This is a genomic window from Desulfofundulus australicus DSM 11792 (assembly GCF_900129285.1).
In the GTDB taxonomy this organism is placed as follows: Bacteria; Bacillota; Desulfotomaculia; order Desulfotomaculales; family Desulfovirgulaceae; genus Desulfofundulus; species Desulfofundulus australicus.
Genome location: NZ_FQUW01000038.1, coordinates 1 through 25,635 on the forward strand (window position 1 = coordinate 1; position 25,635 = coordinate 25,635).

Consider the following 25,635-nt stretch of genomic DNA (forward strand, 5'->3'; position numbering starts at 1 on the left):
ATTTAACACGAAAATAACCCAACCAAACGATCTTCATCAAGTAAATAAGCCTGCCAGGTAGGGCGTAAAAAGGCAATAATAAACTAGCAGATGCATGAACCTACATCAGCCAGGTTAATCCTTCTTGAGGGTGTAACTGTTAACCGACCTGGGCGACTTCCCTTACCTCGAGCCCCAGCTTCCGGGCCTCAGCAATAATTTTTTTGATCCGAAATCTTTCTTGTTTTTGTTTGGCTTTCTCAAATGCAGTTTCGTCGTAGTCTGTACCGTTTTTTAATAAGTTGTAAATAATCACCAGAAGCTTTCTGGCCAGAGCGATAAGGGCTTTCTTGGCTCCGCGGCGTTGCTTGACCTTCCAGTACCAGGACGATAAATAGCTGTCGCGTACCCGGGTGATGGACCAGGCAACTTCGCAAAGAATCCGCTTTAGATAGGTGTTGCCTTGGGTGGTACGAGTGGACTTTTTTTTCCTGCACTTTCATTATTGCCGGGGCTTAAGCCCGCCCAGGAACAGACATGTTCCGCAGTTTTAAAGCGGCTCATATCGATGCCGATTTCCGCCAGAATAGCGGCGGCAGCGGTTTTGTCAATACCCGGGATACCGTCCAGTTGCTCCAGTTGTCTTTGGTATTGATTAAGCTTTTCCTCCAGCTTTTGTTCTACCTGGCGAAGATGCTCGTAGTGCTGATCCAGCCAGCCCAGCAAAAGTTTGAGGAACTCCCTTTGGTGAACATCCATTTTACCATTGACAACCTGCTTGATTTCCGGGAGCTTGCACTTGGCACGACCCTTTACCAAAGTCTCTACTTCCCGGGCGGTTATCTTCCCGTAACGGCAAAGGTGATCCATAATCGCCCGGCCTGATACCCCGAAGATATCGGTGAGAAAGGTGGAGAGCTTGAAACCGCAGCTTTGTAAGTGCTTTTCGATGCGGTTCTTTTGCGAGGCAATCTCTTCGATAATACTTTTGCGGTACCGGGTTAGATTACGGAGTTCCCGGATAGGTTTGGAGGGAATAAAACTTCCTTCCAACAATCCGGCGCGTAAGAGGTTGGCTATCCATTCAGCGTCCTTCATATCGGTCTTCTTACCGGGAACGTTTTTCATGTGCCGGGCGTTGGCTACAATCAAAACCATACTGCCATCAAAGGCTTCTTCCAGGACGTTATATACAGGCTGCCAATAAATCCCGGTGCTTTCCATGGCCACATGGCGGCAGTTCTCCGCTTCCAGCCAGGCTTTCAGTTCATCAAGTCCGGCAAGAAGGGTGGAAAAGGTACGAATGGTTTTTGTCGGTTCCTCGCCAATATTGCCTTTTAATAGGCAGGCAACCACAGTATCTTTATGGACGTCCAGACCACAACAGGTTTCTAAAATGTCTTGCATGAGCTTCCTCCTGCTTCATTGGATTTCAGGGATGATTGCCCGAGAAAGAAAGAAGTTTAACACCCGTGCTGTTCCCAGGTCCTTAAGAACGAGGGGCGACAATTGGCTGTGCTCAAAGGCAATCAGGTTAGGTTAGCACTCGAGGTTATACCATCAAAATGTACTCAACCTTTGTCCCTGATAATTCCAATGTAGCAGAAAATCAGGCTGTTGTAATCACTTCTTTCTATTTTCATGATTGGTTGTGCCTTCAAGGCATGGCCGGTTAGCAGGAAAATGCTGCCCGCCGTAGAAGTTTAAGTAAAACAGGTAAGGTACCAGAAGTGCGGGGTGAACTGAGTTGGAACTGGATCTGGAAATCAGGCAGGATACCCTGATCGTCCGTCCGCAGGGTGAACTGGACCTGGGAGTGGCTGACTTATTACGCCACACCCTGGAAGATTATTTAAACAGGTATAACGTACGCCACCTGGTTTTAAATTTGAGCCGGGTTACTTTTATTGACAGTTCCTGCCTGGGAGTTATTCTTGGGCGTTATAAGCGCCTGGCCAGGGAAGGGGGCAAAGTTTCCCTGGTTGGCCTGCAGCCTCACGTGCACCGCATTTGTGAGCTTTCAGGACTTTTTCAGGTCATGGGTGAATACAGCACCGAAGAAGAAGCCATAGCCAGAGCCGGGTGAGGGGGGATTGCTGTGAAAGTGGTTAACCAGCTGAAAATGGAATTTTTGAGCTTGCCGGCCAACGTGGCTTTTGCCCGGGTGGCTGTGGCTGCCTTTGCTTCCCAACTGGATTTTACATTAAATGACCTGGAAGAAATTAAAGTGGCAGTTTCGGAAGCGGTAGCCAATGCCATTATCCATGGTTACGAAAATTCCCCCACAGGCATAGTAAAAGTGCATGTTTCTCTGCTGGAGACAGGAATAGAAATCCGGGTGGAAGATAACGGCAGGGGTATTGCCGATATCAAAAAAGCGCTGGAACCTGCTTATTCCACCGATCCGGAACGCATGGGACTGGGGTTTGTATTCATGCAGTCCTTTATGGACCGCCTGCATGTGGATTCCAGCCCGGCCAGGGGGACCCGGGTGACGATGTTTAAAAACATTAACAACCGGGGTGCAGCGGCCGCTTCCCAGGGGGGGCATTGAGGTGATTGCCCCATGAGTACCCGGTTAGTGGAAATGAATTTACCCCGCTTCCCTCTCCTGGGCGATAAGGAGATGAGGGAGTTGTTGCGCCGCGCCCGGGCGGGGGATAAGGCTGCCCGGGAAAAGTTGATTAACTGTAATTTGAAGCTGGTCTTCAATCTGGTCCGGCGCTTTCAAAACCGGGGTTATGAACTGGAGGACCTGTTCCAGATTGGTTGCATCGGTTTAATGAAGGCCATTGATAAATTTGATTTAAGCTATGATGTAAAATTTTCTACCTATGCCGTACCCATGATTGTGGGGGAAATCCGGCGCTTTTTAAGAGATGATAATCCTGTTAAGGTAAGCCGGTCAGTTAAGGAGACCGCCTACCGTATTCAGCAGGCCCGGGAACGCCTGACGGGGCGGCTGGGGCGGGAACCCTCGGTGGGTGAAGTGGCCGCGGAGCTGGGGATATCCCGGGAGGATGTTGTAATGGCCATGGAAGCTGCCCAGGCACCCACCTCCATTTACGAAACTCTCCACCAGGACGACGGGGATCCCATATATCTCCTGGATCAGCTCCGGGATGGAGATGAGGGGGAATTACCCTGGCTGGATCATATTACGGTAAAAGAATTACTCATGTCCCTGCCCGAACGGGATAGAAAAATTATTATCTGGCGCTTTTTTGAGGACAAAACCCAGGCCGATGTGGCCCGCCGGCTGGGCTTATCCCAGGTTCAGGTATCCCGGCTGGAACGCCAGGCTTTAAAAAAACTCAAAGAAATGATGCGCTCCGGGGAAGAGGGGTAACCCCGGGAGTTTTTTTTTCGGAATAAAATACGAGCTCAACGCGGATAATAATTTCAGTGTTAAAAAGTTTATCAAAGGGGAGTGACTTTATGCATATTAAAGTTTCAGAATTAGTGGGTGAATCGCCTAATGGCTGGAAGGCTGCTGTTCAGGCGGCCGTAGACGAGGCCTCCAAAACCATCAGCGATATTGTGGGCGTGGAGGTAGTTAACCTGACGGCCAACGTCCAGAATGGCCGGGTTGTGGAGTACAAAGCCAATGTCAAAATTGCCCACCGGGGCTAAATCAAATACAGAACCTGCCTGTATTTTATAGGCAGGTTCTGTATTTAGAGCTTTTTAAGTTTTTGGGGAGAGATATATGGAGGTTTACATAATATGCAGGATTTGGCCCCGGTAAAGTCGAATCTCTCCCGGGGGCGGGCCGGCAGGTTTTAATCTTTAAAATCTCAGGAATTACTGAGGTAATTTTTCAAAATTTTCAACGATACTTCGGAAGAAACCGGGTACCGGCTGTGTGGAACGGGTTGCAGTGTTATAGTTTACATAAACAGTTTCTGCTTTGAGTACCAGCAGCTCGCTATTCTCTTTATAAATTTCAAAATCTACCGTAAAGCTTTTATTTCCAATATGGGTAATCCGCACCCCTATTTCCAGTACCTCGTCAAAAAAGGCGGGTGTTTTGAATTCAAGGGTGGTTTTTACCAGAACCATATCCATCTTGCCTTCTCTGGCCAGCTGATTGTAATCCAGCCCGAGGTGCCGGAAATATTCCGTAATGGCTACGTCCAGGTAGGTCAGGTAATGGGCATTGAAAACGATTCCCTGACCGTCAATTTCAGAATAACGTACCCTGAGCCGGTGAAAAAAGCGAAAATCGGAGCGCATAATTTAATCCTCCCCAGCCAGTATGTCTTTTAAATAAAAAACAAAGGGTCGCCTCGTCTGACGACGAAGTACCCGGTTGCCTTTATCGTATCATGAATTACAGTCATTGACAACGCCGGTCTTTCAAGTCCCTGTTCTGGTCCGTGCCGGGTCGCCGGAGCAGGCGAATGGATAACTCGGCGGGAGGTGATATCACCCGGTAGAATTTTAAAGATTAGTTTTGTTTCTATGCTGAAGATATTTGGAGGGAAATGACTTAAGAGGAATTGTAGGGGGTAACCGGTTATGCAAAAGAAATTAATATCGATTCTGGTTATTTGGGGATTGATGCTATTGATATTTAGTACACCTGTATTTGCATCATTAACTGCTGTGGAACATTCCGGGAAGAATTTGCCTACCAACCGGCTGGTAGTTAAATTTAAGGCCGGTACGGAGAAAAACTTAAAAGAGAAAGCGCACATGCGGCACGGCGGCAGGGTGGTAGATGAGATTCTCGCCCTGGACGTTCAGGTGGTGGAAGTACCTGCGGAAAGAGTAATGGAAAAAGTTAAGGAATACCAGGGGGAAGAGGTGGTAGAGTTTGCAGAGCCCGACTTTGTGGCCACCGCCCTGGAAATTCCTGACGACCCCTGTTTTTACAGGCAGTGGGATATGCATAACACCGGCCAGACGGGGGGCTTGCCCGATGCTGATATAGACGCACCGGAAGCCTGGGATATTACGTCCGGCCGGCCTTCGATAAAAATCGCCATTCTGGATTCCGGTATTGACCAGGACCACGAGGACCTGGCAGATAAAATAATTTCCAACGTAAATTTTACAACCAGTCAATCGGTGGATGATTTCTTTGGCCATGGTAGCCATGTAGCCGGAATTGCTGCTGCTGCCGGTAATAACAATAAAGGTATTGCAGGCACGGCTTACTACGGGAACCGGCAATTATTGGACCTGCGGGCGGGTGAATGCGTATAACGCTGTAAAGCCGGCAGCCAGAGAACCCGGTTCTGCTGCTCATTGAGGTGATGGTCCTTGCGCATGAAGGACATCATGACCCCCGGGGTACCGGCTTTAAAGCCGGGTGATTCTTTAAGGCGTGCGGTAGAACTGTTCCGGAAAACTCGCCTGGATGGTATACCTGTTGTTGATGAAGAGGGCCGCCTGAACGGCCTTTTGACCAGAACCAACCTGTTTGACGCCCTGCTGGCCGGTGCCGGGCTCGATAATGCAGTGGACGAATTTTTGACCCGCCGGGTGGTGACGGTGGATTTAAATACACCGTACCACAGGATAGTGGAAGAAGTGAGAAAAAGTTCCGTGGGTATGGGAGTGGTGGTGGACGGGAGCAACAGGGTGTGCGGTGTTTTTACCAAAGTGGATATGATTATGGCCCTGTTCCGGGAGTCCGACCTGTTGAATGCCCGCCTGCGGGCCGTTTACCAGGCCATGCACAACGGCCTGGTATCAGTGGACGGATCCGGTCTTGTCACCATGTTGAACCCGGCAGCGGAGCAACTGCTGGGCGTGCGGGAGCAATCTGTAATTGGCCGTCCTTTGGAGCAGGTTCTGCCGGGACTAAACATATCCGAAGTCATTGCCGGGGGGAAGGTGGAAATAGGAAGGAAGTGCGAGGTGGCCGGGCGTGCCCTCCTGGTTAACTGCACTCCCATTTTGTACGGGGGTGAAATCGCAGGGGCCATGGCTGTGTTCCAGGATCTGACGGAGCTGGAGCAGGTTGCTGCCGAGCTGGAAACAGTGCGCACCTTACAAAACACGCTGCGGACTGTCCTGGATATTGCTTATGACGGTATCATCGTCGTCGATAAAGATGGCTTTGTAACCTTTATCAACCAGTCGCTGGCGGAATTTTTTGCCCTTGATCCCCGGAAAGTGGTGGGACGGCATGTAACGGAAGTTCTGGAAAACAGCCGGTTGCACATTGTCGCCCGTACCGGGGTGCCGGAAACCGGCCAGCTGCAGCAGGTGAGGGGCGGTTACTATGTGGTATCCCGCCTGCCCATTGTGGAAAACGGTCGGGTGGTGGGGGCGGTGGGTAAAATGATGTTCCGCAACCTGGGTGAAATCAGGGAACTGGCCCGCCGGCTGGATCAGCTGGAAAATGAGGTTAATTATTACCGCAACGAATTAAACAGGCCGGGTGGCATCCAGTATACTTTTGACAGCATCGTTACGGTTAGCCCCGCCATGCTGCAGTTAAAAAAAGATGCCCTGCGGGCAGCCCGGAGTCTTTCCACCATACTCATCCGGGGGGGAAGCGGGACGGGCAAGGAACTTTTTGCCCAGGCCATCCATGCCGCCAGCCCCAGGCGAAACGGTCCTTTTATCAAGGTCAATTGTGCAGCCATTCCCGAACATTTGCTGGAATCCGAGTTTTTCGGTTATGCTCCCGGTGCTTTCACCGGTGCCCGTAAAGGGGGTAAGCCGGGCCGGTTTGAGCTGGCTCACGGGGGGACCATTTTCCTGGATGAGATCGGCGATATGAGCCCGGGCCTGCAGGCCAAATTATTGCGGGTGCTGCAGGACCGGGAATTCGACCGGGTGGGGGGCACGGAACCGGTAAGGGTGGACGTGCGGGTGGTGGCAGCGACCAACCGCAATCTGGAGGAGATGGTGGCCTGCGGCGATTTTCGTGAGGATCTTTATTACCGCCTTAACGTTATTGTCCTTACCATTCCGCCTCTGCGGGAGAGACCGGAAGACATATTACCGCTGGTGCATTATTTCCTCCGCAAGTATAATGCCGTCCTCCACACCGGGGTTACTGACATCGAGCCCGCAGCACTGGAGATTTTAAAATCCTATCACTGGCCGGGGAACGTGCGGGAACTGGAAAACGTGGTGGAACGGGCAATAAACTTTGCTTCGAGAAGCGTAATCAGGGTCAGGGATTTACCTCCCCACCTGTTTCGTGGTTTGGGGAAGCCGGGTGCTCAAAAAGCCGGGGGAACCTACCGGAGGCGCCTGGGCGAGGCGGAACGGGAAGTGATCATCTCGGCTTTGAACAGCACGGGAGGCAATAAAACCAGGGCCGCGCAGCTGCTGGGTATCAGCCGTTCCCGCCTTTATGAAAAGCTTAAAAAAATGGGGTTGCAGTAGAAATTACAACCCCATTTCTTTGCTGATAATGGTTTTCATCACTTCGTTGGTACCTGCAAAAATGGTAAAAATGCGCACGTCACGGTAATCCCGGCATATGGGATATTCCTCCATATAGCCGTAGCCGCCGTGCAGTTGCAGGCAGTTATAGGCTACCCGGTTGGCCATTTCGGTGATCCACCACTTGGCCATGGATACTTCTTTAACAATTCTCCTGCCGGCCAGGTGTTTTTCGACCAGGCTGTCCAGGAAGGCCCGCCCCAGCTCAATTTCCGTGGCCATTTCCGCCAGCTTGAAGGCGTTATGCTGGAACCCGGAAATGGGCCGGCCGAATATGGTACGGTTCCGGCAGTATTCCACGGTGTAGTCCAGCATTCTCTCGGCCAGTCCCTGGGCCATGATGGCGCACACCAGCCGCTCCTGCTGCAGTTTTTCCATGAGATAAAGGAACCCCATGCCTTCCTGGCCGAGCAGGTTTTCCGCCGGAACCCGGCAATCCTCAAAAATGAGTTCGGCCGTATCCTGGCTGTGCAGCCCCAGTTTTTCCAGCCTGCGTCCCCGGGAAAATCCCGGCGTCCCCCTTTCCACGACCAAAAGGCTTATGCCCCGGTGGGGTGGAACGGCGCCGGGGTTGGTTTTGCAGGCCACGATTACCAGGTCGGCCAGCAGCCCGTTGGAAATGAACGTTTTGGTACCGTTGAGCACATAATGGTTTCCCTGGCGTACGGCCGTGGTTTTTATGGCGGCCAGGTCCGAACCGGCGTCGGGTTCGGTCATGGCTACGGCGGTGATCAGATCGCCTGATACACAGCCGGGTAACCATTTTTGCTTTTGTGCTTCTGTACCGTAGGAGTGGATATAGGGCACGACAATATCGCTGTGCAGGGGAAACAGGATAAGGGTGCCCGCCCTGGCCAGCTCTTCGGCAATTATAACCGAGTATTCAAATCCCGCGCCGGTACCGCCGTACTTCTCATCCACCCACGGGCATAAATAACCGTTTTCCCCTGCTTTTTGCCAGATCTCCCGGGGTATCCGGCCCTCCTTTTCCCATTGCAGGTAGTGAGGGGCGATTTCCTTCTGCACGAACTTTCTAAAACCGTCGCGAAAAATTTTATAATCGCCGGAATCAAGGTTCAGGGCCACTATTACAACCCCCCGGTAACCCGTAACACTTCCCCGCTGATGTAGTCAGCCAGGGGAGAGGCCATGAGCAGGATGGCGCCGGCAGCTTCTTCGGGGGTGCCGGGGCGGCGCAAAGGGATGGTGGACATGAACATCTGGCGCATGCTTTCCGGGATACCGATGGCTACCTCTTTGCCCTCCCGCCTGATGGCCTCCCCTTTTTCCTTGGCCTGGGTAAGGCGGGTATCGATAAAGCCAAAGGCCACGGTGTTCACGCAGACGTTGAAGGGCCCCCATTCCTTGGCCAGGGTCTTGGTCAAACCTACCACGGCAGCCTTGGCGCTGGAGTAATTAACCTGTCCCGCGTTTCCGTCCAGGCCGGCAATGGACGAGATATTAATGATCTTACGCGTTTTTACCGGCTGTCCGGATTCCCTTTCCTTTTTGGCCGCATCCCTTATATAGGGGGCGGCGGCCCGGATAATGCGGAAAGGGGCGGTGATATGCACTTTAAGCATGGCTTCCCACTGTTCATCGGTCATCTTGTGAATGACGCCATCCCAGGTGTAGCCGGCGTTGTTGACAATGACATCTATGCTGGGGCCAAATGCTTCCACCGCCGTTTGGATAAGCTTCTCCGCAAAGCCGTCGGCGGTGACATCCCCGATGCAGGCCACCGCCTGGCCTCCTCCGGCCCTGATTTCCTCCACCACTTCCATGGCCGGGGCTTCATCCAGATCGCTTACCACCACCCGGCCACCCTCCCGGGCGAAGAGCAGCGCCGTAGCCCGGCCTATTCCCCGGCCTGCTCCGGTGATAATGCAATTTTTATCTTTGAGCATGAGTTCCATTTTTCAAAAACCTCCCGGCTTTAGCCACAGGTTTAAAGAGGTGTGCTCTTCAGCGGCAGCGCCGCCTCAAAGGAACCTTTAAGTTTAACTTCACCTTTTTCATCCGCAGCGATCACCTCGCCAACTACAAGGCCGCAACCATTTTCGATCCGTTTTTCCACCACCCTGCCGGTAACTGTAATTTTATCTCCCGGCCTGGTCATGCCCGTAAAGCGTACCGCCAGGCGCCTGAGATATCTGTTGGGCACCCAGCGCGTAACGGCCTGGCCCGCAAAGCCCATGATCAGCATGCCATGGGCGATTACACCGCCCGTGCCCGCCTTCTGCCCCACCTCATCCACGTAGTGCAGGGGGTTGAAGTCGCCCGATGCGCCGGCGTATCTGACCAGCTGGACCCTGTCTACAGGCGGCTTGGTAAGTGGGGGCAGGGACTGGTTTAGCTCAAAATCCTCGTAAAAGACAGGGGTTTCCATCTGTTTCATTTCACCTCCGGCATCCATGTTTGGCCTATTTTCTTTCGATAATTGTATGGCGTGAGGAGAGAACGAGCTCACCCTCCTGGTTGAAATATTCGGTTTCCAGAATGAAGAGGTACATTTTACCTTTATCAATAATCCGGGAGAGCCTGCAGACGGCCTCAATCCGGTCGCCGGGGCAAATTTCCTTGAAATAACGGTATTCCTGTTCCCCGTGCAGGACTTTAACCGGATTTAACTGTAGTTTGCTGCATAATGTGGTGAAGTCCATGCCGCCCCACAGGTCTATGCAGGTGCCGAAGGTGGGCGGGGCGATGATATCCCGGTAGCCACGGGCGCGGGCGTATTCTGGATCGGTATACAGCGGGTTGTCGTCGCCAATGGCCAGGACCAGTTCCCTGATTTTACCCCTTTCTACCAGATAGGTGAAACGGCAGAGTTCCCGGCCCACCAGGTTTTCACGGCTGCTCACTTTTTTCACCTCCTTTCAATTTTGCCGGTCGCCATAAACTGGACTGCCGGTTTCCTGTGAACGACATTTTCCGCTAGCGGTCGAACATTGTTTTTTCACCGGTGGAGGCGTATTCCAGCGGTAAGGGGCAGGATGCTTTTTCCGGACAGAGATCCTCATACAGGCAGCGCCAGGACAGCAGGCGTATATCAATCTGGCAGCTTGCCGTGCCTTCCAGGAGGTAAATTTCCTCCACCCGGACTTCGCGCTTTGCCACCGGGCAGTAACGGCTGTTTACCAGCAGGGTTTGCAACTGCTTCACGCTCCCCTAGCCCGTCTCTTTACCCACGATGCATACCGAGCAAACGGCTTCCCAGGGGAACCCTCCCAGGTTATGGGTCAGCCCCAGCTTCGGATTGTCAATTTGTCTGGGTCCGGCCAGGCCCCTTAACTGCAGGTACATTTCGTAGAGCATTCTCAGGCCGCTGGCGCCGATGGGGTGGCCGAAGGACTTGAGTCCGCCGTCGGGGTTGACGGGCAGCTCCCCGTCCAGATCGAAGACGCCGTTCAGCACGTCCTGCCAGGCCTTGCCGCGCTCACTGAAACCCAGGTCTTCGTAAATGACCAGTTCCGTCGGGGTAAAACAATCATGAACCTCAGCCATACTGATTTCTTTACGCGGGTTGGTAATACCTGCCTGACGGTAGGCATCCAGACCTGCATAATAGGTCTCCCTGATGGAGGTAAAGTCGAAGTCCTGGTGAAGAGCACCGTGCCCGGGCCCGCAGACCACCGAGATGGCCTTGACGTAAACCGGATCTTTTTTAAATTTTTTGGCATCTTCGCTCCGGACGATGATAGCGGCGGCAGCTCCGTCCGCCACCCCGGAACAATCCATGATACCCAGGGGAGCGGCTACGATGGGCGAATTGAGAATTTTTTCCAGAGGCACTTCCTGGCGGAACTGGGCCTTGGGATTCAGTGCCCCGTTTTTATGGTTCTTGTAAGCGATGCGCGCTAGAACCAGTTTCCCCGTTTCCGGATCCAGGCCGTATTTTTTGAAGTAAGCCGGCGCCAGGAGGGAAAAGGCAGCCGGTGCCGAGTAGTTTGGAGCGGTGCCGTCACCCGGCGGCGGGGTGATGACCAGCCCGCTATAGCCGGAATCCTTTAATTTTTCCACCCCGATAGCCATGGCTATATCATAGGCTCCCGCAGCTACGGCATAGCAGGCGTTCCGGAAAGCATCGGTGCCCGTAGCGCAGAAATTTTCCACCCTGGTTACTGGCCTGTACTGTATTTTTAGCGGTTCGGAAAGGCTGATCCCCGCCCAGCCGGAAGCACATGTGCCCAGCCAGTAGGCCTGAATGTCCCGGGGCTCAAGCCCTGCGTCTTCCAGGGCCTCATAAGCGGCTTCCACCAGCAAGTCGCTGGCGCTTTTGTCCCAGTGTTCACCGAAACTGGTGCAGCCCATACCTATGATGGCCACTTTATCTTTAATGCTCATGTTCCCCCTCCTTTACCTCCTGGGTCTGGCCTTCCAGTAGTAATTGTGGATGCCGCCCGCCCGGTAGAGCCGGCGGAAGGTCATCTCCACCTCCATGCCGATCTCCACCCTGCCGGGGTCACAATCGGTCATCTCGCAGAGCAGGCGCCCGCCCCCTTCAAAATCAACGACGGCAAATACTACAGGGGGGTCATGGGAAAATGTCAGGTGGTCGATGGTATAAGTGGCTATACGGGCGCTGAGATCGGCAAAGCGGTAGGGAGCCATTTCATCTCTGGCCTGGCAGTGTACGCAGACCCTCTGGGCGGGGATCTGCGGGGTGCCGCAGCGATTGCAGCGGCTGCCGTAAAAGGCCAGGTTTCTTCTGGCGTTTCGCCACATGGCCGGGACCGAGGGACGATCCGGATCGGGCCGCCTGGGGGGCTCGAAATCCAGCATATTTTTCCAGCGCAGGTAGGTGAGATAGTTCATGGTATTTTTCTTTGAGGCCAGGTGGCCGCTGACCCCACGGCGGGGTGAAAAGTCCTTTATCTTCTCCGTAGCCCTGAATAAAATGGCCTCGGCGCCTTCGCCAAAGGTTACCATCAGGATGCGGTCGCCCGGTTCGGCTTCTTCCAGAGCAGCGGCCAGCAGAAGGGGTGCGTGAGCCGCCCCGGCCAGGCCCACCCTGTCAAAAAGGCCGTCCTGGATCTGGTCCTGCCGGAAGCCCAGGGCAAGGGCCATACCTGTGTGGTACCGGGGTGAGGGCGCGTACAGGGCGATTTTTTTGATATCCGCAGGGGTTAGTTGTAGCTTTGCTGCCAGGGAGGCAAGAGCCCTGGTGACCAGCGGGGCGTAACCCCGCGATGTTATGAACCGTTCTTCCCAGGTACGCACGTAGCGATCTTCTGCCTCCCTCCACTGGGTCAGCACATCCCCCGCCACGCTGCACCACCCTTCTATTTCGGCAAGCACATTTTCCGTTCCAACCACAAAAGCTGCCGCGGCGTCGCCAAACAGCTGCTCAAAATGCCCTTTGGCTGCCGCCGGCCGGCAGTCCGCCACCGCCACCAGTACGCTGCCGCCATCCGCCCTGACTGCATCTGCAGCAGCCAGCAAAGCGGTGGAACCGGCGCGCAGGGTGGAAGTGAAATCGGCAGTGCGTACATTTTCCGGAGCATCCAGGGCAGCGGCCACAGTGGTGGCCGATTGTTTTTCCCGGTAGGGAGGGGTGGTGGTGGCGAAATAAACACCGCTCAGGGCTGCGGGGGACAGGCCGTTCAGACAGTCCCGGGCGGCTTCCACGGCCATGGTGACGCTATCTTCGTCGTAATTGGCCACGGCCTTTTCCCCTGGAGGTGCCGGCTCGCCAAAGGCTTCGGTCAGGCGCCGGCGATCCAGGCGGTTGAAGGGGATATAAGCGCCGTAGGCGGTTATGCCTGCCATTGCTCAACCTCCTTTTGTTCAGGCTATTTGTTTAATACGTTAATTCCAATCAGGCTTATGCAAACTTCCTGTTCGTAAATTCTACACGCAAATTGCATGCCAAAACCGGGCGACCGGTCCCCCCATCCCGGCCAGCGTCCCGTCCAACCCTTTGTTTACCCGGTATGGTCACCGGTACCGCTACAAATCGATGTACCGGGGCGTGCACAGTGCCTTGCCGGGGGCAGAGGCGTTTTGTTCCCTTCCTGCGGGGGTGTTATCTTGTTCCGAAAACAGGACAAATGTACCGAAAACGGGACGGTTGCCGGTTTAGATCGCAGAATTTTCAACCCGGTTTTCCGGCCTCTGTTCTCAGGCATGCACTTTGCACCTTAAGGTGTGAAAGCGGGGCGGAAGCCAGCCACTGCCCTTTAATTTGGAGTACGCTACAATACATGGGAGGTTTGTACATGTACGAAACAATCTTATTTGAAGTGAACGAAGGCGTGGCCACGGTGACCCTGAACCGGCCTGCCAGCTTGAACAGCATCAACAGGCAAATGGTCGCCGAACTGCGTGATGCGCTTTTTCGTGTGCAGGGCGACCCGGGCGTTAGGTGCATGGTTTTGACAGGGGCGGGACGCGGGTTCTGCGCCGGCGCCGACCTGCGAACGGGGGTGGTGCGCAGAGCCGGATTTTGACTGGCCGATGATTGACGAAACGTCCGCCTACAGTGCCTGTTATACCACAGGGACCACCGGGAAACCCAAGGGAGTTTATTATTCTCACAGATGTATCTACCTTCACACTATGGAATGCATTTGTTATACTGGTATGTCATGGAAGGATTGCTTTATGCAGCTGGTGCCTATGTTTCATGCCCAGGGTTGGGGGTTCTTCTTTTCGGCCACCTTTATGGGTGCCAAGATTGTTCTGCCGGGACGTTATATGATAGATGACGTGGGTTCGCTGGTTGAATTGATGGTTAAAGAAAAAGTGACAATAAGTTGCGGGGCGCCGGCCATTTTTATGCCGATGCTCAATTATATAAAAACTTTACAGGAAAAACCTGACTTTGGAGGTACCCGTCTGATATCCGGGGCGACGGAACCGCCTCTGGCCATGATGCGGGGGTGGAAGGAGTTAACCGGAGCCGAAATAATTCATGCTTATGGTGCTACAGAGACAACTCCTCTGGTTCTTTTAATCTGATTAAACCGGATCTGGAAGATAAACTTTCAGATGAAGAAAAGTGGGAACTGAAGCGCAAACAGGGTATACCGGTTACAGGACTGGATGTCAAAATTATAGGCCCCGAGGGTAAAGAGTTGCCCCGTGATGGAAAATCGTCCGGTGAAATTTTAATTCGCGGTCCATGGATTACGGGCTGTTATCACAATGACCCGCGGACGGTTGAAGCTTTTACGGATGGATACTGGCGGAGCGGGGATGCCGGTACCATAGATGCTGATGGTTACCTGAAGGTAACGGACCGCGTCAAGGATCTGATCAAGAGCGGTGGGGAGTGGATTTCCTCAGTGGACCTGGAAAATGCCATCATGGGGCATCCAAAGGTACTTGAGGCAGCAGTAACGGGAATTTATCATCCCAGGTGGGAGGAAAGGCCTTTGGCTTTTGTCGTTCTAAAAGAGGAATACAGGGGGCAGGTATCGGGTAAGGAAATCCTGGATTTTATTGCGCCCGGGTTTGCCAAATGGCAGTTACCTGATGAGGTTATATTTATCGATGAAATTCCCAAAACCAGCGTGGGGAAATTTAAGAAAAGCGTTTTGAGGGAGAAATATAAGGATTACTTTGTTAATAAGTCAAAGTGAAAATTGCATCCGTACTTTTCCGAATAGAAATTAAATTTAATTCTTTTTCTGGTTTAAGAAACAGGACACACCTGCCGGTGTCCTTTTTTTTTCTGGCCGGGGGAGGTTTTTCCTGGCGCATAATCGTCAGGAGGCAGGGAAACTATAACAACCGGAGGTGAAATGGATGGCCGAGGTCAAGGATTCCCAGCCTCTGGAAATACAGAAAAGAGAGTACCAGAAGATGGTCCAGGAAGTTCAGCCACGGCCAACCGTGGGGCGCAATGTTTTCTGGGCTTTTGTTGTCGGTGGTTTGATCTGTGTCTTAGGGCAACTGCTTTTAAACTTTTTCCAGGGGCGGGGGCTCCCTTTAACGGAAGCGGGAGCCGCTACCTCCACGGTACTGGTTTTTCTGGCGGCTCTGCTTACAGGATTGGGTGTTTATGATGAAATAGCCAAGTTTGCCGGCGCCGGCTCCATCGTGCCCATCACCGGCTTTGCCAACTCCATGGTTGCTCCGGCCATGGAATACCGGGGAGAAGGGCTTGTTTTAGGTGTGGGAGCCAGGCTTTTCACCGTTGCCGGGCCGGTGCTTGTTTTTGGCATTGTCACGGCCTGGCTGGTAGCACTGTTGTATTATTTCTTCCGGTAGGAGGTGAAACCTTTGCCGGCACCCAAAAAGAACGGTCTGCAGACCGTGTGGTTTCAAAATCCACCGGTAATTATTTCTACGGCCACTATTGTGGGAAGCAAGGAAGGCCAGGGGCCTCTGGGACATACTTTTGACAAAGTGGTGGAGGATAATTATTACGGGGAGGATACCTGGGAAAAAGCGGAACGGCGTATGCTCAAGGAAGTCATGCAGAACGCCATCCAGCGGGCCAACCTCCAGCCGCAGAACATAGACTGCCTGCTGGCCGGCGACCTGTTGAACCAGATCATTAGCGCAAATTTTGTCGCCAGGGATCTGGGTATTCCCTTCCTGGGCCTGTACGGGGCTTGTTCGACCATGTATGAGGGACTGGCCCTGGGGGCCATGCTCATTGATGGTGGTTTTGCCGATTATGTGCTGGTAGGGGTATCCAGCCATAATTCCACGGCTGAAAGGCAGTACCGTTATCCCACAGAACAGGGTGTCCAGCGCCCCCTGTATGCCAGCTGGACAGTAACCGGGGCAGCAGCAGCGGTGCTGGCCCGCCAGGGTAATGGGCCCGTAATTACCCATGCCACCATCGGCAAGGTAGTGGACTTGGGTCAGAGCGACCCTATGAATATGGGGGCGGCCATGGCCCCGGCAGCCGCCGACACCATGGCCCGTCACCTGATGGATACCCAGCGCCAGCCTGCCTACTACGACCTTTTTATCACCGGCGATCTGGGGACCTACGGGAGGGAGCTGGCCCTTAAGCTGATGCAGCAAAAGGGTTACGACATCTCCGACCGGTTCAGTGACTGCGGGATCTTAATTTATTCTCCCGAACAGGATGCCCATGCGGGAGGTAGCGGCTGTGCCTGTGCCGGTGTAGTTACCTGTGGTTACCTGATCCAGGAAATTAAGGCCGGCCGGTTAAAGCGCATCCTGGGGGTGGCCACCGGTGCCCTGCTCAGCCTTTGCAGCTACCAGCAGGGAGAAACCATTCCCGGCATTGCCCATGCCGTAGTCATAGAAGGACGGTGAGCTACAGCATGATGTTTTTGAAAGCCTTCATCGTCGGTGGTTTGTTATGTGTGATTGCCCAGCTTCTGATGGACCTGACCGGCCATAAGGTTACCCCTGCTCACGTGCTGGTGGGTTTTGTCACAGCGGGTGCTATTTTAAGCGCCCTGGGGTTATACCAGCCGCTGGTGAACTGGGCCGGGGCTGGAGCGACGGTGCCCTTAAGCGGCTTCGGCCACCTGCTGGCACAGGGGGCCATCGGAGAGGTGCAGGAAAAGGGACTTCTGGGAGCATTTTCCGGAGGAGTGGCCGCTACCGCGGCCGGCATAACTGCGGCAGTCGTTTTTGGTTACCTGGCGGCTCTGGCTTTTCGACCAAAAGGATAGGAGTGGATTTTATGACCCAGCAAATGGCAGATACAGGTCAACAGGCGGTGGCTAACGGCAATAAAACGCCGGTGAAAAAACGGCTGGAGGAAAACACGGAATTCCTGAAAAAGGCCCTGGGTATAGGGGAAAGTTTTGATATTATCCTGCGTGAATTGAACATTGGTGGGGTAAAGGCGGCCCTGGTCTTTGTGGACGGGCTGACCAACGATCAAATTTTTACCCTTATCCTGGAACACCTGGCCGAGCTGGAGCGTGAAGGTATGACCATCAATACCTTCCGCAAGCTTTTCTACCGCCATGTCCCCTATACCGAGGTCAGCGAGGTGGGGTACCTGGAGGATGTGGTGGAAAAGGTACTTTCCGGTCCCCAGGCACTGCTTATTGACGGGGAAGAAAAGGCCATTATAATTGATGCCCGGATTTACCCGGTTCGTCAACCCGAGGAGCCGGATCTGGAAAGGGTGGTACGGGGTTCCCGTGATGGTTTTACCGAAACGCTGGTTTACAACACGGCCCTTATTCGCCGTCGTCTCAGGGATCCCAGGCTGCGGATGGAAATCCTCCAGGCAGGTAACAGGTCCAAAACAGATATAGTTGTTTGCTTTCTGCAGGATGTGGCCAATCCTGATCTGGTGGACAGCGTGAAGGAAAAAATTAAAAGCATCGATATTGACGGCCTGCCGATGGCGGAAAAAGCGGTGGAGGAATTAATAACACCCGGTAGTTACTGGAATCCATTCCCCCGGGTGCGTTATACCGAACGGCCCGATGTGGCGGCCATGCACCTGCTGGAGGGCCACGTCCTGGTGCTGGTGGACACTTCCCCCAGTGTGGCCATTCTCCCCGCTACATACTTTCATCACCTGCAGCATGCCGAGGAATACCGCCAGAGCCCGGCAGTGGGCGTATGGTTGCGGACAGTGCGCTTTGTGGGCGTGGCCATATCCATATTTCTGTTACCCCTGTGGTTGCTGGCCGCCCTTCACCCCGAGTTACTGCCCCCGGCTTTAAAATTCATTGGTCCAAAGAAGATTGGGGCCATTCCTCTAGTATTGCAGTTTATTATTGCCGAGTTTGCCGTGGATATGGTCAGGCTGGCCACCATTCATACCCCCACGGGCCTGTCGGTGTCCATAAGCTTGATTGCTGCCTTGCTCATCGGTGATATTGCCGTGTCCGTGGGTCTATTTGCTCCGGAAGTAATTTTATATACAGCGATTGCCGCCACGGGGATCTTTCTTACTCCCAGTTACGAACTTTCCCAGGCCAATCGCCTGGTGCGCCTTTTCTTGCTGGCGGCGGTGATTGTGGCCGGCCTGCCCGGCTTTATCCTCGCCGTTCTGATCACCTTTGCTTTTCTGGCGGCTACCAGATCTTTCGGGGTTCCCTACCTGTGGCCCCTGATTCCCTTTAACTGGATGGCGATGAAAAAGGTGCTGGTGCGTTCCCCTGTGCCGGTGGACAACATCCGGCCCAGCATCTTAAAACCGCGGGACAAATACAGACAGAGTGTACCCGAACCGGCCCGAAAACGTTAAGTAAGTCCCCAGGCCGGGGACTGTTTTATTTTTTGTCCGGCGGGTCATAATAAAAGTTGTTAAAACTGGGAAGGAGTGAGCGGCAGCTTGAAAATAGGCATTCCCAGAGCGTTACTGTATTACTACTATATACCTTTATGGCGTACCTTTTTTGAAGCCCTGGGATTGGAGTTGGTCATTTCCAGGCCAACCACGAAAACAATTTTAGAATCCGGCCTGCGGCACACCGGCGATGATGTTTGCCTGCCTGTAAGGGTGGCCTTCGGGCACATAATTGATTTGAAAGACCGGGTGGATGTCCTTTTCCTGCCCCGCCTGGTAAGTATCGCCCGGCGGGAATATATCTGCCCCAAATTCCTTGGTTTTCCCGACATGGTCAGGCAGGGTATTTCCGGGCTGCCACCCCTTATTGAAGCGGATCTCAACCTGTACCGCAGGGACAGCCTTTATCCCTTTTTCTCTGCCCTGGGTCGTAACTTCACCAGTAACCGGTTTGCTATTTACCTTGCCTGCAGGCGGGCCCAGCAGGTTCAGGCCCGCTATATACAGCTGCTGGAAAATGGGTTTTTCCCGGAAGAAGCCCGGGCAGCATTGTCCGGGGGGACCGGAGAAGAACAGCGGGAGCCTGCTCGCGGGTGGCCCCGGGTGGCTGTAATTGGTCATCCTTACAATATTTACGATCCCTATATCAGCATGAATCTCCTGTCCAGGCTCGCCCGGAGTGGGGTGCACGTTTGCACTGCTGATAATCTTCCGGAAACCCTGGTCCGCGAACATGCTGCCAGGTTGCCCAAGCACCTCTTTTGGAGCCTGGGCCAGCGTATGATTGGTGCCGCCTGGCATTACCTGCAAAGACCGGATGTGGACGGTATCATCCATGTGGCATCCTTCGCCTGTGGTCCGGATTCCCTGACCGGGGAACTGATTTCCCGGGAGGTGAAAAGGCGGGGAAAACCCTTTCTCAACCTCACCCTGGATGAACACTCGGCGGAAGCAGGGGTGGTAACCCGCCTGGAGGCTTTTCTGGATATGATGAGGCGCAGGCCGCTTCTCCAGGTGGGAGGGAATGGGAGATGAAAGTTACTTTTCCTCATATGGGACATATGTGGATATGCCTGTCAGCCATGCTGGAATATCTGGGGGTGAATGTGGTGGTGCCCCCGCCCACCAGCAAGCGCACCCTGACCCTGGGTGCCCGGCATGCTCCGGAATTTGCCTGTCTTCCTCTCAAATTGAATCTGGGTAATTTTATGGAAGCGGCGGAACAGGGAGCGGATACCATTCTCATGGCCGGCGGGTGCGGCCCCTGCCGTTTTGGTTATTACGCCCAGGTGGAACACGCCATCCTGGAAGATCTGGGCTACAATTACCGCCTGGTAGTGCTGGAACCGCCTCGAAAGCACATCGGGGAACTGTTATCCAAGATCAAGTATATCACCGGCCACAATTCATGGCGTGAAGTTATAAAGGGCATTTATTTTGGTTATCAAAAAGCCCGGATGGTGGACGACCTGGAAAAACAGGCCCACTTTCTGCGCCCACGGGAAGTTCAAAGGGGCAGCACGGACAGGGCGTTTAAGCGGGCCCTGCAGGAGGTTATTGCAGCCAGGGACCCGCAGGATCTGCCGAAAGTGCGGGAAAAAGTGCGCAGGATTATGGGCGCGGTAGCCGTGAAGCCCCGGCCGGTTCTGCGGGTGGGGATTGTAGGGGAAATCTTTACCCTTTTGGAGCCTTTCGTTAACTATGATTTGGAAAGAAAGCTGGGCTACCTGGGTGTGGAAACCGACCGGTCCATTTATTTAAGCGAGTGGATTAACGATCATCTTTTCCTCGGGCTGGTGAGGGGGCAGCGCAGCCGCAAGGAAGCCTGCCGGGCGGCGGCCCCGTATTTGAATCATTTTGTGGGGGGACACGGGCAGGAAACTGTGGGCAGCGCGGTTATTTACGCCCGGCAGGGTTATGATGGGGTGATCCAGCTTCTCCCCTTTACGTGCATGCCCGAAATAGTGGCCCACAGCGTGTTACCCGGAATAAGTAATGAGCTGGGCATTCCTGTTTTGTCCATCACTGTGGATGAACAGTCCGGGGAAGCGGGGCTGGTTACCCGCCTGGAGGCTTTTGTGGACTTGCTGGCCAGGAGAAAGGGAGTGGTTGTGCAATGAAGGGGTATCTGGGTATTGATGTTGGTTCCGTAAGCACCAATCTGGTTTTTCTGGATGAGGAGGGCAGGGTGAGGGAAGCTATTTACCTGCGTACCCGCGGGCAACCCATTAATGCCTTACAGGAAGGGTTGCGGCAGCTGGCCGGGCGTCTGCCTGAAAATACGGGTATTCTGGGGGTAGGTGCTACCGGCAGCGGGCGTTTTCTGGCCGGCATAATTGCCGGGGCCGATGTGGTTAAAAATGAAATTACCAGCCATGCCGTGGCTGCCTCTACCCTGGTACCGGGAGTGCAAACTATACTGGAGATTGGAGGGCAGGACTCCAAAATCATTATCCTGCGCAACGGTGTGGTAACCGATTTTGCTATGAACACTGTATGTGCCGCCGGTACCGGTTCTTTCCTGGACCAGCAGGCGGCCCGCCTGAATATTCCCATTGAAGAATTTGGCCAGCTGGCACTGCAGTCAACGGCTCCGGTACGCATAGCAGGCAGATGTGCCGTTTTTGCGGAATCGGATATGATTCACAAGCAGCAGATGGGCTACAGTTTGCCCGATATCCTGGCCGGCTTATGTGAAGCTCTGGTTCGCAACTACCTGAACAACGTGGGTAAAGGTAAGGAAATCCTTCCACCGGTTGTTTTCCAGGGAGGGGTGGCGGCCAACGCCGGTATGCGGCGGGCGTTTGAGCAGGCGCTGGGCTGGAAAGTATATGTTCCCCCCCATTACGACGTGATGGGTGCCGTGGGAGCGGCCCTCCTGGCCCGGGAAAAGATGGCCGGTGGAGGCAGCACTCGCTTCAGGGGATTCGGTGTGGCCGATACCAACTTTAAGGCTGGGGGATTTACCTGTGAAAATTGCCCCAACCTCTGTGAAGTGGTGGAGATTACCTGTGAAGGGGAAGCAGTTGCCCGCTGGGGGGACCGCTGCGGCCGCTGGTCCGGTTCCCTGGGGTATCAGGATGAGGAAATAAGAAATGCTGTATGAAAAAGGGACGGTTAATTTAAAAACCGTCCCTCCCTGCAGTTATGCCCGTACAGTCCAGTTGTAGCCATTATTGTTATCCCAGTTATTGGCGGAATCCTTGAAGCAGAAGGACATCAGGCTGTTCTGCATGCGCAGGGTACTCTCCCAGCCCCGGGGAGTACGCTCCATTTTAATGGTGCTGACATTTTGCCAGTTTTGCGGATCACCGAACCCGCAGTGCAGGTAGACCTGATCGGCACCGCTTTTGGCTAAAAGACCGTTGTAAATAATGTTTACCTCATTGAAGCCGGCGGGCCTCACCTCAACGCCTTTGGGAGTATCGGACCATCCCTGAATCAAAATAAGCACCTCCTTTAGTTTTTAACCTGCCACTTTTAGATTCCCCCTTGATTATTAGGGTATACCCGGTCATTTCTTCCTGCCATGGTAACACTTTTCGTCTTTCCAGTTATGTCAGTATTCCTGGTTTCCGGCAGGAATTAAGCGTATGCTGGCGAAGTAAATTAGGGTGCGCCCGGAGCGCAATAATTATAACAGGAGGAGCAGAGAAGAGATGAGCGAAACCAAAATTCTGCTTTCGGAACAAGAACTACCGGTATGCTGGTACAACATCCAGGCTGACATGCCCCGGTTGCCCCGGCCACCATTGCATCCGGTTACCGGTAAGCCAGTGGGGCCGGATGATTTAAAAGCAATCTTTCCCATGTCCCTGATTGAACAGGAAATGAGCAGGGAGCGCTGGATTGAAATTCCAGAAGAGGTGAGGAACATTTACCGCCTGTGGCGCCCCAGCCCCCTGTTCCGGGCGCACCGGCTGGAAAAAGTTCTGGATACGCCGGCCCGGATTTTTTACAAATATGAGGGTGTAAGCCCGGCCGGCAGCCATAAGCTGAATACGGCTGTGCCCCAGGCATATTTTAACAAAAAGGAAGGCATTAAAAGACTGACCACAGAAACGGGAGCAGGCCAGTGGGGTGTGGCCCTGTCCCAGGCATGTAACTTTTTTGGCCTTGAATGCACGGTATATATGGTTAAGGTTAGCTACCAGCAAAAACCTTACCGCCGCTCCATGATGGAAATATTTGGTGCGGAAGTTTATGCCAGTCCCAGCGAGCACACTGCTGCCGGTCGTAAAATCCTCAGCAGTGAGCCGGATTCACCCGGTAGCCTGGGCATTGCCATCAGTGAAGCGGTGGAGGATGCTGCCGGCCGCGAGGATACCAATTATGCCCTGGGCAGTGTGCTCAACCACGTCCTGCTGCACCAGACGGTAATTGGACTGGAGGCCAGGGAGCAAATGGCCAGGGCCGGGTACTACCCGGACGTGGTCATTGCCTGCTGTGGTGGCGGCAGCAACTTTGGCGGGCTTGCTTTTCCCTTTGTCCACGACAGGCTGGTGGAGGGGACAAAGGTGCGGCTGGTGGCTGTGGAGCCCAGCGCCTGCCCAACGCTAACCAGAGGTCGCTTTGCTTATGATTTTGGTGATGTGGCCGGATTGACGCCCCTTTTATCCATGTACACCCTGGGTGCTGAATTCATGCCCCCTGGAATTCACGCCGGGGGTTTGCGTTACCACGGCGATTCCCCCCTGGTAAGCCAGCTGGTACACGATGGCATTGTGGAGGCGCGGGCTTTTAACCAGACCGATGTTTTCAAAAGTGCCGTCATGTTTGCCCGCTCGGAAGGAATCGTACCCGCTCCCGAGTCGGCCCATGCCATCGCCTGTGCCATTCAGGAGGCCCTGGCTGCCAGGGAGGCCGGGGAGGCCAGAACCATCTTGTTCAATTTAAGCGGCCATGGCCTGCTGGATCTCCCTTCCTATGACGCCTACCTGGCCGGCAAGCTTGAGGATTATCCTCTGCCGGAGGAAGAACTGGCCAGATCGTTAGCCCGGCTTCCCGGGGTAAACAGGGAATAATTTTCGGTGCGGGAAAGATGCTGTTGACAGCACCCGATGGCCGTGTTACAATGGGACAAAATTGCATATAATACGCCTCATCTCCTTTGGAGGTGGGGTAGAGGTTGCGGGCAACAAGAGTATCCTGGTGAAGAAACCGGGTTTTCAATGAAGCCAGGGGAAAGGGTTGTCCGCCGAAGTTCAACCGGTGCCCGGAACGGTTGGGCTGGGCCGTCACCGAACAGGTGCCGGACTGTCACCCGGTGGTTGCCCTGCTGCCGGGTGGAGCGCTATCTCACCAGGGGGAGGCTTGATCATGAGCATAGGACGGCCCCTTGCCTGGGATGCCGTCTTATTATTTGCCTTATATAAGTTTGCTAAAGCCTCATTGGGTACATTTGAGGGGATTAAATCCGGTAGGAGGTTTTGTTATGAAGCTGCACGGCACCATGACCGTTAACAGCCGGGGTCATCTGGAAATTGGTGGCTGTGACACTGTGGAACTGGCATCTACTTTTGGTACCCCCCTTTATGTAGTGGATGAAGAATTATTCCGGCAGAACTGCCGGGAGTATTACCGGGCCTTTACTGAGAAATATGGTGCCGAAGTCATTTATGCGGCCAAAACGCTGCTCACCCTCGCCATCTGCCGCCTGGTGGATGAAGAAGGCCTGGGAATGGATGTGGTTTCCGGCGGCGAATTGTATACTGCCATCAAGGCCAGGTTCCCCATGTCCCGGGTTTACTTCCACGGGAACAATAAATCCAGCGAGGAGCTGCGTCTGGCCCTGGAAGCACGGGTAGGGCGCTTTATGGTGGATAATTTTTATGAGCTGGAAATGCTCAACCGGCTGGCCGGTGAGATGCGGACCAGGGCGGATGTAATTCTACGCCTGACTCCGGGCGTTGAGGCCCATACCCATGAGTATATTAAAACCGGCCAGATAGATAGTAAATTCGGCCTGGTTATTGATAACGGTCAGGCCCTGGCCGGGGTCAGGCGGGCCCTGGAGATGGAAAACATTATCCTTCATGGCCTGCATTGCCATATCGGTTCCCAGATTTTTGAGCTGGACTCATACGCCCACGCTGCGGGGATAATGATGGACTTTGCCGCCAGGGTAGCCAGGGAAACGGGCTGGGCGCCGGCTGAGCTGGATTTGGGAGGAGGCCTGGGGATTTATTACACTGAAGGAGACGAACCCCGTCCTGTTGCCGAATATGCCGATGTAATTATGCGGGCCGTCCGGGAAAAGGCCCTGGCCCACGGTCTTCCCGTACCCCGGGTTATCGTTGAACCCGGGCGTTCCATCAGCGGCCCCGCGGGTACCACCCTGTATACCGTGGGGGCGGTAAAAGACATCCCCGGGGTGCGCAAGTATGTGGCTGTTGATGGAGGTATGGGAGATAACCCCCGCCCGGCCCTGTACCAGTCCCGTTACGAAGCCTGCCTGGCCAACAAGGCTGCTGCACCGGCGGAAGAAGTGGTTTCCATTGCCGGTAAGTGCTGCGAGTCCGGGGACATGCTTATATGGGATATTGCCCTGCCCAGGGTTGAACCCGGGGACATTCTGGCCGTTAGCTGTACCGGCGCTTATAACTACTCCATGTCCATGAATTACAACCGCCTGCCCAGGCCGGCCATGGTCCTGGTCAGGGACGGGCAGGCCGATATCATTGTAGAGCGGGAAACTTATGAAGACCTCCTGCGCAATGACGTCATTCCGGAAAGGTTGCGCAGGAGCAGGCGTTTGAATGTAGCTTCCGCGCGCTAAAAGGTTTTCATTCCGGCACCCTGAAGGGGTGCTTTTTTATGTGCGCCCGGCATGGGCGTTAACTTGGTGGTGAAAGTCCACTGCAGGCGAGGCAGCACGAGTCTGCTAGCCAAAGGCAAGGGTGTCCATCGCGAGGTGGAATCGGATCGGTGCGCCGGCGGCAAAACCACGGCCCGATGAACAAGAACCCCATAAGAGGCTAGACCGTTCGGATGAGCTGGCATAACACAGCGAAATCCCAGGCTGCCAAGGGACGGTAGAGTAGATGGGGCGG

Annotated in this window: 27 protein-coding genes, 1 pseudogene and 1 riboswitch; of the genes and pseudogenes, 18 read left to right on the forward strand and 10 right to left on the reverse strand. The window is 54.1% G+C overall.

All coding sequences use genetic code 11. The features are described 5' to 3' along the window. Positions 1-139: 139 nt before the first annotated feature. Positions 140-1,386: pseudogene (locus BUB44_RS12525) on the reverse strand (IS110 family RNA-guided transposase). 340 nt (positions 1,387-1,726) lie between these two features. On the opposite strand from BUB44_RS12525, the gene spoIIAA reads away from it, so the two are divergent. The 4 genes from spoIIAA to BUB44_RS12545 all read left to right on the forward strand — a co-directional run bounded on the left by spoIIAA (position 1,727) and on the right by BUB44_RS12545 (position 3,612). Beyond that, positions 1,727-2,065, forward strand: coding sequence for an anti-sigma F factor antagonist (gene spoIIAA, locus BUB44_RS12530; protein WP_027356004.1), 339 nt, complete (start codon positions 1,727-1,729; stop codon positions 2,063-2,065). Between the two features lie 12 nt (positions 2,066-2,077). Beyond that, on the forward strand, positions 2,078-2,533 hold the full coding sequence (gene spoIIAB / locus BUB44_RS12535; RefSeq protein WP_027356003.1) for an anti-sigma F factor: 456 nt from the start codon (positions 2,078-2,080) through the stop codon (positions 2,531-2,533). Positions 2,534-2,545: 12 nt separating this feature from the next. Beyond that, positions 2,546-3,328, forward strand: coding sequence for an RNA polymerase sporulation sigma factor SigF (gene sigF / locus BUB44_RS12540; protein ID WP_027356002.1), 783 nt, complete (start codon positions 2,546-2,548; stop codon positions 3,326-3,328). Between the two features lie 89 nt (positions 3,329-3,417). Further along, positions 3,418-3,612: a dodecin family protein gene (locus BUB44_RS12545; RefSeq protein WP_027356001.1), complete on the forward strand. Its 195-nt coding sequence runs from the start codon at positions 3,418-3,420 to the stop codon at positions 3,610-3,612. Between the two features lie 171 nt (positions 3,613-3,783). On the opposite strand, the gene BUB44_RS12550 is transcribed toward BUB44_RS12545, so the two are convergent. Further along, positions 3,784-4,215 carry an acyl-CoA thioesterase gene (locus tag BUB44_RS12550; protein WP_073166870.1) on the reverse strand — a complete coding sequence of 144 codons (432 nt, stop codon included), beginning with the start codon at positions 4,213-4,215 and terminating at the stop codon, positions 3,784-3,786. 285 nt (positions 4,216-4,500) lie between these two features. Between BUB44_RS12550 and BUB44_RS12555 the strand changes: the two genes are divergently transcribed. After that, positions 4,501-5,190, forward strand: coding sequence for a S8 family serine peptidase (locus BUB44_RS12555; RefSeq protein WP_073166872.1), 690 nt, complete (start codon positions 4,501-4,503; stop codon positions 5,188-5,190). A 63-nt stretch (positions 5,191-5,253) separates the two neighbouring features. After that, complete coding sequence (locus BUB44_RS12560) at positions 5,254-7,332, forward strand: sigma-54-dependent Fis family transcriptional regulator (RefSeq protein ID WP_073166918.1); 2,079 nt, start codon at positions 5,254-5,256, stop codon at positions 7,330-7,332. Positions 7,333-7,335: 3 nt separating this feature from the next. Here BUB44_RS12560 and BUB44_RS12565 read toward each other — a convergent pair whose 3' ends face one another. The 7 genes from BUB44_RS12565 to BUB44_RS12595 all read right to left on the reverse strand — a co-directional run bounded on the left by BUB44_RS12565 (position 7,336) and on the right by BUB44_RS12595 (position 13,164). Further along, positions 7,336-8,478 carry an acyl-CoA dehydrogenase family protein gene (locus tag BUB44_RS12565; protein WP_083543242.1) on the reverse strand — a complete coding sequence of 381 codons (1,143 nt, stop codon included), beginning with the start codon at positions 8,476-8,478 and terminating at the stop codon, positions 7,336-7,338. 2 nt (positions 8,479-8,480) lie between these two features. Next, positions 8,481-9,308, reverse strand: coding sequence for an SDR family NAD(P)-dependent oxidoreductase (locus BUB44_RS12570; RefSeq protein ID WP_073166875.1), 828 nt, complete (start codon positions 9,306-9,308; stop codon positions 8,481-8,483). Positions 9,309-9,340: 32 nt separating this feature from the next. Next, the gene (locus BUB44_RS12575) at positions 9,341-9,790 is read right to left on the reverse strand and encodes a MaoC/PaaZ C-terminal domain-containing protein (RefSeq protein WP_207545666.1); all 450 of its coding nucleotides are present in this window, start codon (positions 9,788-9,790) and stop codon (positions 9,341-9,343) included. 25 nt (positions 9,791-9,815) lie between these two features. Further along, complete coding sequence (locus tag BUB44_RS12580) at positions 9,816-10,256, reverse strand: MaoC family dehydratase N-terminal domain-containing protein (RefSeq protein ID WP_027355996.1); 441 nt, start codon at positions 10,254-10,256, stop codon at positions 9,816-9,818. A 73-nt stretch (positions 10,257-10,329) separates the two neighbouring features. Next, complete coding sequence (locus BUB44_RS12585; RefSeq protein WP_131821628.1) at positions 10,330-10,557, reverse strand: hypothetical protein; 228 nt, start codon at positions 10,555-10,557, stop codon at positions 10,330-10,332. A gap of 6 nt (positions 10,558-10,563) precedes the next feature. Beyond that, positions 10,564-11,739: an acetyl-CoA acetyltransferase gene (locus BUB44_RS12590; RefSeq protein ID WP_073166880.1), complete on the reverse strand. Its 1,176-nt coding sequence runs from the start codon at positions 11,737-11,739 to the stop codon at positions 10,564-10,566. Between the two features lie 12 nt (positions 11,740-11,751). Next, on the reverse strand, positions 11,752-13,164 hold the full coding sequence (locus tag BUB44_RS12595; protein ID WP_073166883.1) for an OB-fold domain-containing protein: 1,413 nt from the start codon (positions 13,162-13,164) through the stop codon (positions 11,752-11,754). A gap of 449 nt (positions 13,165-13,613) precedes the next feature. Between BUB44_RS12595 and BUB44_RS12600 the strand changes: the two genes are divergently transcribed. From BUB44_RS12600 to BUB44_RS12645, 10 genes are all read left to right on the forward strand, one after another. Beyond that, positions 13,614-13,844 (forward strand): enoyl-CoA hydratase-related protein, encoded by a 231-nt coding sequence (locus tag BUB44_RS12600; protein WP_073166885.1) that lies wholly within the window; start codon positions 13,614-13,616, stop codon positions 13,842-13,844. A gap of 7 nt (positions 13,845-13,851) precedes the next feature. Then, complete coding sequence (locus BUB44_RS15605; protein WP_073166887.1) at positions 13,852-14,355, forward strand: AMP-binding protein; 504 nt, start codon at positions 13,852-13,854, stop codon at positions 14,353-14,355. Next, a complete protein-coding gene (locus BUB44_RS16000) occupies positions 14,277-14,978 on the forward strand; it encodes an AMP-binding enzyme (RefSeq protein ID WP_073166890.1) in 702 nt (233 codons plus the stop codon). The genes BUB44_RS15605 and BUB44_RS16000 overlap by 79 nt, the downstream gene beginning before the upstream one ends. A 166-nt stretch (positions 14,979-15,144) precedes the next feature. Beyond that, complete coding sequence (gene spoVAC, locus BUB44_RS12615; RefSeq protein WP_073166893.1) at positions 15,145-15,609, forward strand: stage V sporulation protein AC; 465 nt, start codon at positions 15,145-15,147, stop codon at positions 15,607-15,609. A gap of 12 nt (positions 15,610-15,621) precedes the next feature. After that, positions 15,622-16,635, forward strand: coding sequence for a stage V sporulation protein AD (gene spoVAD, locus BUB44_RS12620; protein ID WP_073166896.1), 1,014 nt, complete (start codon positions 15,622-15,624; stop codon positions 16,633-16,635). A gap of 11 nt (positions 16,636-16,646) precedes the next feature. Beyond that, entirely contained in the window at positions 16,647-17,000 is a 354-nt protein-coding gene (gene spoVAE, locus BUB44_RS12625; RefSeq protein WP_423219798.1) for a stage V sporulation protein AE, read from the forward strand. A gap of 11 nt (positions 17,001-17,011) precedes the next feature. Further along, positions 17,012-18,541 carry a spore germination protein gene (locus BUB44_RS12630; protein ID WP_278247946.1) on the forward strand — a complete coding sequence of 510 codons (1,530 nt, stop codon included), beginning with the start codon at positions 17,012-17,014 and terminating at the stop codon, positions 18,539-18,541. 87 nt (positions 18,542-18,628) lie between these two features. Further along, complete coding sequence (locus BUB44_RS12635; RefSeq protein WP_073166902.1) at positions 18,629-19,618, forward strand: acyl-CoA dehydratase activase-related protein; 990 nt, start codon at positions 18,629-18,631, stop codon at positions 19,616-19,618. Beyond that, positions 19,615-20,703 (forward strand): acyl-CoA dehydratase activase-related protein, encoded by a 1,089-nt coding sequence (locus tag BUB44_RS12640; RefSeq protein WP_073166904.1) that lies wholly within the window; start codon positions 19,615-19,617, stop codon positions 20,701-20,703. The genes BUB44_RS12635 and BUB44_RS12640 overlap by 4 nt, the downstream gene beginning before the upstream one ends. Continuing rightward, complete coding sequence (locus tag BUB44_RS12645) at positions 20,700-21,689, forward strand: acyl-CoA dehydratase activase (RefSeq protein ID WP_073166907.1); 990 nt, start codon at positions 20,700-20,702, stop codon at positions 21,687-21,689. The genes BUB44_RS12640 and BUB44_RS12645 overlap by 4 nt, the downstream gene beginning before the upstream one ends. 39 nt (positions 21,690-21,728) lie before the next feature. Here BUB44_RS12645 and BUB44_RS12650 read toward each other — a convergent pair whose 3' ends face one another. After that, positions 21,729-22,028, reverse strand: a complete 300-nt coding sequence (locus tag BUB44_RS12650) for a carbohydrate-binding protein (RefSeq protein ID WP_073166910.1) — start codon at positions 22,026-22,028, stop codon at positions 21,729-21,731. Positions 22,029-22,242: 214 nt separating this feature from the next. Between BUB44_RS12650 and BUB44_RS12655 the strand changes: the two genes are divergently transcribed. Further along, on the forward strand, positions 22,243-23,607 hold the full coding sequence (locus tag BUB44_RS12655) for a TrpB-like pyridoxal phosphate-dependent enzyme (RefSeq protein WP_073166912.1): 1,365 nt from the start codon (positions 22,243-22,245) through the stop codon (positions 23,605-23,607). A gap of 90 nt (positions 23,608-23,697) precedes the next feature. Further along, positions 23,698-23,887: riboswitch (Lysine riboswitch) on the forward strand. A gap of 130 nt (positions 23,888-24,017) precedes the next feature. Continuing rightward, the gene (lysA, locus tag BUB44_RS12660; RefSeq protein WP_073166915.1) at positions 24,018-25,361 is read left to right on the forward strand and encodes a diaminopimelate decarboxylase; all 1,344 of its coding nucleotides are present in this window, start codon (positions 24,018-24,020) and stop codon (positions 25,359-25,361) included. Positions 25,362-25,635: the final 274 nt, after the last annotated feature.

Excerpts from the sequence above, each read along its gene's own strand:
- BUB44_RS12645 (WP_073166907.1), top strand. The coding sequence starts at position 20,700 with ATGAAGGGGTATCTGGGTATTGATGTTGGTTCCGTAAGCACCAATCTG.
- BUB44_RS12590 (WP_073166880.1), bottom strand. The coding sequence starts at position 11,739 with ATGAGCATTAAAGATAAAGTGGCCATCATAGGTATGGGCTGCACCAGT.
- spoVAE (WP_423219798.1), top strand. The coding sequence starts at position 16,647 with ATGTTTTTGAAAGCCTTCATCGTCGGTGGTTTGTTATGTGTGATTGCC.
- spoVAC (WP_073166893.1), top strand. The coding sequence starts at position 15,145 with ATGGCCGAGGTCAAGGATTCCCAGCCTCTGGAAATACAGAAAAGAGAG.
- lysA (WP_073166915.1), top strand. The coding sequence starts at position 24,018 with ATGAAGCTGCACGGCACCATGACCGTTAACAGCCGGGGTCATCTGGAA.
- BUB44_RS12575 (WP_207545666.1), bottom strand. The coding sequence starts at position 9,790 with ATGAAACAGATGGAAACCCCTGTCTTTTACGAGGATTTTGAGCTAAAC.
- BUB44_RS15605 (WP_073166887.1), top strand. The coding sequence starts at position 13,852 with ATGATTGACGAAACGTCCGCCTACAGTGCCTGTTATACCACAGGGACC.
- BUB44_RS12555 (WP_073166872.1), top strand. The coding sequence starts at position 4,501 with ATGCAAAAGAAATTAATATCGATTCTGGTTATTTGGGGATTGATGCTA.
- BUB44_RS12550 (WP_073166870.1), bottom strand. The coding sequence starts at position 4,215 with ATGCGCTCCGATTTTCGCTTTTTTCACCGGCTCAGGGTACGTTATTCT.
- BUB44_RS12545 (WP_027356001.1), top strand. The coding sequence starts at position 3,418 with ATGCATATTAAAGTTTCAGAATTAGTGGGTGAATCGCCTAATGGCTGG.
- BUB44_RS12570 (WP_073166875.1), bottom strand. The coding sequence starts at position 9,308 with ATGGAACTCATGCTCAAAGATAAAAATTGCATTATCACCGGAGCAGGC.
- BUB44_RS12655 (WP_073166912.1), top strand. The coding sequence starts at position 22,243 with ATGAGCGAAACCAAAATTCTGCTTTCGGAACAAGAACTACCGGTATGC.
- BUB44_RS12600 (WP_073166885.1), top strand. The coding sequence starts at position 13,614 with ATGTACGAAACAATCTTATTTGAAGTGAACGAAGGCGTGGCCACGGTG.
- BUB44_RS12560 (WP_073166918.1), top strand. The coding sequence starts at position 5,254 with ATGAAGGACATCATGACCCCCGGGGTACCGGCTTTAAAGCCGGGTGAT.
- BUB44_RS12595 (WP_073166883.1), bottom strand. The coding sequence starts at position 13,164 with ATGGCAGGCATAACCGCCTACGGCGCTTATATCCCCTTCAACCGCCTG.
- sigF (WP_027356002.1), top strand. The coding sequence starts at position 2,546 with ATGAGTACCCGGTTAGTGGAAATGAATTTACCCCGCTTCCCTCTCCTG.
- BUB44_RS12640 (WP_073166904.1), top strand. The coding sequence starts at position 19,615 with ATGAAAGTTACTTTTCCTCATATGGGACATATGTGGATATGCCTGTCA.
- BUB44_RS12630 (WP_278247946.1), top strand. The coding sequence starts at position 17,012 with ATGACCCAGCAAATGGCAGATACAGGTCAACAGGCGGTGGCTAACGGC.